The organism is bacterium (assembly GCA_026398675.1).
In the GTDB taxonomy this organism is placed as follows: domain Bacteria; phylum RBG-13-66-14; class RBG-13-66-14; order RBG-13-66-14; family RBG-13-66-14; genus RBG-13-66-14.
Window position 1 is genome coordinate 1 of sequence record JAPLSK010000258.1, and the last position, 4605, is coordinate 4605.

Genomic DNA, 4605 nt, shown 5'->3' on the forward strand with positions numbered 1-4605 from the left:
CCCGGGGGTGGCTGCCTAAGTTGTCTCACTAATTAGCGCCGTCATCCGACTACCATTCCCCGGGTGGGCGGCCTAGGTTGTTCCACCAGTTAGCGTCGTCATCCAGCTACCATTCCCCGGGTGGGCGGCCTAGGTTGTTCCACCAGTTAGCGTCGTCATCTATTTTCAATTCCCCAGGGGGGACTGCTCCGTCCTTGGGAAAATGGAATCACTCACCACGGAACCCCGAGAACCCTGTGCAGCGCGTATCTCCAAATAATGTTCCCGTGACCGGCGCGCCCGTGGCCGAGATATTCTCCTCCCTGGCCGGCGAGGGGCCCCACGTGGGCCGCCGACAGATCTTCCTCCGCCTGGCCGGCTGCGGGGTGGGATGCGACTACTGCGACACGCCCACGGACCCGGAGGCGCCGGCGATAATCGAACGGGCTCCGGGGGAGGTCGTCCGGCTGGCCAACCCCCTGACGGTCGAGGCGGTGTTGGCGGAAATCCGGGGGCTGGAGGAGCGGGCGCCGGGCCATGCACACCTGGCCGTAACCGGCGGAGAGCCGCTGCTGTACGGAAAAATCCTCCGGGAGCTGCTGCCCGCGGTCCGGGAACTGGGTCTGCCGGTTTACCTGGAGACGGCGGGGGTCCACCCCGACGCGCTGCCGCCGCTGCTGCCGTTCCTGGACGTGGTGGTCGCCGATATTAAGCTGCCCGCCCACTGCGGAAGGGCGTACTGGGACGAGTCGGAAAAATTTCTAGAAATCTGCGCGGGGGCGGATATCGAGCTTCTGGTGAAAATCGTCTTCGGGAAAAAGACCCCCTGGGGCGAGGTGGAGCGGGCGCTGAGACTGGTGAACGAGGTCGTTCCCGAGGTCGAGGTGACGCTTCAGCCCATCCACGGCGCCGACGGCCGTCCGGAGCTCACCGGGGCGGAGATGCTCTGGGCGCACGTCCGGGCCTCGGCTGTCCACCCAAATCTTCGCGTCCTGCCCCAAATGCACCGGCTTCTGGGTATCAAATAGCAACTTTACGAATCGTGTGACCGACCACCTTTATTGACCGCTGGAGCCACCATGCCGCTGACGCTTTCCGAAAACGCCGTCACCGTTCTCGAACGGCGCTACCTCAAACGCGACGACGAGGGCCGGCCGACGGAAACCCCCGAGGAGCTCTTCCGCCGCGTCGCGGGGACCATCGCTTCGGCCGACGAGAACTACGCCGACCTGACCCACTCCGTGGACACGGGCGCCACGGCGGCCCGTTTTTACGAGATGATGACCAAACTCGAGTTCATGCCCAACTCGCCCACGCTGATGAACGCCGGGCGCGAGCTGGGGCAGCTCTCCGCCTGTTTCGTCCTCCCCGTGGGCGACTCGATGGAGGAGATATTCGACTCGATCAAGCACACCGCACTGATCCATAAATCCGGCGGGGGGACGGGGTTCAGCTTCTCCCGCCTGCGCCCGAGGAACTCGCTGGTCGCCAGCACCATGGGGGTGGCCTCGGGGCCGGTGAGCTTCATGAAGGTGTTCAACGCGGCCACGGAGGCGGTCAAGCAGGGCGGCACGCGCCGCGGCGCCAACATGGGCATCCTGCGCGTGGACCACCCCGACATCCTCGATTTCATAGACGCCAAGCAGGACCTGGCCCAGCTCACCAACTTCAACATCTCGGTGTCCGTCACCGACGCCTTCATGGACGCCCTGGAAAAGGACGGAACCTACCCCCTCGTCACCCCCAATGACGGCGAGGTGGTCCGCCACCTGCGTGCCCGTGAGGTTTTTGACAAGATCGTGCACAACGCCTGGGCCACCGGTGAGCCGGGCGTCGTCTTCATAGACCGCATCAACGCCGCCAACCCGCTTCTCGAGCTGGGCGAGATTGAGTCCACCAACCCCTGCGGTGAACAGCCGCTCCTGCCCTACGAATCCTGTAACCTGGGCAGCCTCAACCTCGGTCGGATGGTGAAGCGCTCCGGCGATTCCCATGAAATTGACTGGGACAAGCTGGCCCGCACCGTCCACGACTCCGTGCATTTTCTGGACAACGTCATAGACCTGAACAACTATCCCCTGGAGGAAATCGCCGCCCAGACGCGGGCCAACCGCAAGATCGGCCTGGGGGTGATGGGCTTCACCGACATGCTGGTCCGGTTGTGGGTCCCCTACAACTCGGCGGAGGCGGTGAAAATCGCCGGGGATGTGATGGCGTTCATCCAGACGGAGGCTTGCAAGGCGAGCGAGAAGCTGGCCGAGATCCGCGGTCTCTTCCCGAACTACCCCCGCTCGACCTTCGCCCGCGAGAAGGGTCCGAAGCTGCGCAACGCCGCGTTGACCACCATCGCCCCCACCGGCTCCATCTCCATCATCGCCGCTTGCTCGTCGGGAATCGAGCCCTACTTTGCCCTGGCCTTCTACCGCCGGGTGCTCGACGACGACAAGCTCCCGGAGATAAACCCCCTTTTCCGGGAGGTGGCCGAGAAGCGGGGGTTCGCCTCGGATGACCTGTTCAAGAAGGTGGCGGAGCACGGCTCCGTGGCCAGCCTCGATGACGTGCCCGAGGATGTCCGGCGCATCTTCGTCACCGCCCACGAGATAGAGCCCGCCGACCACATCCGCATCCAGGCCGCCTTCCAGATGCACGTGGACGCGGCCGTGTCGAAGACCATCAATTTTTCGAAGAGCGCCACCGAGGCCCAGATAAAAGAGGCGTACCGGCTGGCCTACGACCTTGGGTGCAAGGGAATCACCGTCTACCGCGACGGCGCGCGCGACGCCCAGGTCCTCAACATCGGCCGCGAGGAGAAGAAGGTCGAGGAGAAGTCCCGGGAGCCGCGCCCGCGCCCCATGGTCACCCATGGCCAGACCATCAAGATGACCACCGGCTGCGGAACCCTCTACGTGACCATCAACGAGGACGCCGAGGGCCTGTGCGAGGTTTTCACCCAGATGGGCAAGACCGGCGGGTGCGAGGCCAGCCAGAGCGAGGCGGTGAGTCGGCTCATCTCCACCTCCATCCGCGCCGGCGTGGACGTGAACAAAATCGTGGACCAGCTCCGCGGCATCCGCTGCCCCTCCCCGATATGGCACGGCGGCGAGCAGATTCTATCCTGCCCCGACGCCATCGCCCGGGCCATCCAGTACTACCTCGACCCCGAGAAGCACGGCTTCGGCGGACGCGCCGCCAAGCAGATGACCTTCGAGGCGATAGAGGGCAATGTGCCGGAAGAACACGGCGACGGGAACAACGGCGGCAAGCAGAAGGTGATGCTCCCGGTGAAGTCCGCCTGCCCCGATTGCCACGGCCAGCTCTACTTCGCCGAGGGTTGCCTTATATGCCCGGCCTGCGGCTACTCGAAGTGCAGTTAGCCCAATGTGTGGCGGATGTGGTACACTATGAGCGTGGGATAAGATGGGGGGTGGGCGGTTGAAAAGGTTGTTGTTGATAGTGGCGCTCCTCGCGGCGGGCGCGCTCCTGGTAGGTTACGATACCTACGACGAGCGCATCCCCAACGGCGGCGTCTACTCCTGCCAGACGTGCCACGGGTCGGGGTACTCGTTGAATTCCTTCGGGGCGGACTTCCTGGGTGAAGGTTCCCGATGGACCTACGACCTGTCACAGGTGGATTCCGACGGCGGCGGCGCGGCCAACGGCGCGGAGCTCCTCGATACCGACGGTGTGTGGGAGGAGGGGGATCCCGATCCCGGTGATCCCGCCGACGTAACCAACCCCGGCGTCTCCGAAGACGACGGGCAGATCGGTATCGAGGGCAGCACCTGGGGTCGCGTAAAAGCCGACGGGCCCTGATACCGTCGTCCCCTTGTGAAGAGGCGGCCCGAGTGCCGCCTTTTTGTGAACCCGAGTGCAGTCTCTATCTTCGACGGCGGGTGGAGCCAGGGTGACCCCGATCCCGGCAATCCCTCCAACGTGACCAACCCCGGCGCGTCCGGTGACGACCGGGTGGGCGTGGATTCGTCATCCTGGGGCCGCATCAAGGCCGAGGGATTTTAACCGTCAGCGTTTATTAAAAAAGGCGGCCCGCGCCGCCTTTTTTGTGCCAAACGTCAATGTGCGCGTCTTCACTCCAATCGACGGCGGGTGGAATGCCGCCCCGGTTGGTATAAAAAAGCGGCCTCGGCCGCCCCGCATGTAGGTTCTTTATCTACTCCGGCCGGACCAGGTGCGGGGTGACGAATATCAAGAGCTCACGCAGCTCCTCGGAGTCCGAGGTGCTTTTGAACAACAGGCCCAGGACCGGGATGCTGGAAAGGAGCGGCACCCCCTGCTCCACCGACTCGGCCTTGCGCCGCAGGAGGCCGCCGATGACGCCGGTCTCGCCGTTCTGCAGAAGGAGCGTGGTGCTGGCCTCGGTGGTGTCCACCTGAAACGCGAGCCCCGGCGCCGGGGTGCGGGACATCTCCGAAATCTCCGGCCGGATGTCCAGGGTTATCTCGTTGACCGAGTTCACGTGGGGGGTGACCGAAAGCTTGATGCCCACGTCGTAGAGCTCGACGTAGGTGTTGCCGTTCTCGTCGAGGAGGTTGACGGGGATGCGGCTGCCGACGAGGATGCGGGCCTCCTGGTTGTCCAGGGTGGTGATGCGCGGCGCGGAGAGGATGT

General features: G+C 64.5%; 5 protein-coding genes. 4 read left to right on the forward strand and 1 reads right to left on the reverse strand.

What is annotated here, in order from left to right; all coding sequences use genetic code 11:
• Positions 1 to 281: 281 nt before the first annotated feature.
• The 4 genes from NTW26_08040 to NTW26_08055 are packed head-to-tail and all read left to right on the forward strand — an operon-like array spanning position 282 to position 3996.
• The gene (locus tag NTW26_08040; protein MCX7022202.1) at positions 282 to 1007 is read left to right on the forward strand and encodes a 7-carboxy-7-deazaguanine synthase QueE; all 726 of its coding nucleotides are present in this window, start codon (positions 282 to 284) and stop codon (positions 1005 to 1007) included.
• Between the two features lie 57 nt (positions 1008 to 1064).
• Entirely contained in the window at positions 1065 to 3353 is a 2289-nt protein-coding gene (locus NTW26_08045) for a vitamin B12-dependent ribonucleotide reductase (GenBank protein ID MCX7022203.1), read from the forward strand.
• A gap of 58 nt (positions 3354 to 3411) precedes the next feature.
• Positions 3412 to 3792, forward strand: a complete 381-nt coding sequence (locus NTW26_08050) for a hypothetical protein (GenBank protein MCX7022204.1) — start codon at positions 3412 to 3414, stop codon at positions 3790 to 3792.
• Positions 3793 to 3837: 45 nt separating this feature from the next.
• A complete protein-coding gene (locus NTW26_08055; GenBank protein MCX7022205.1) occupies positions 3838 to 3996 on the forward strand; it encodes a hypothetical protein in 159 nt (52 codons plus the stop codon).
• 151 nt (positions 3997 to 4147) lie between these two features.
• Here NTW26_08055 and NTW26_08060 read toward each other — a convergent pair.
• Positions 4148 to 4605 (reverse strand): type II and III secretion system protein (locus NTW26_08060; GenBank protein MCX7022206.1); only part of this gene is annotated, 458 nt, incomplete at its 5' end.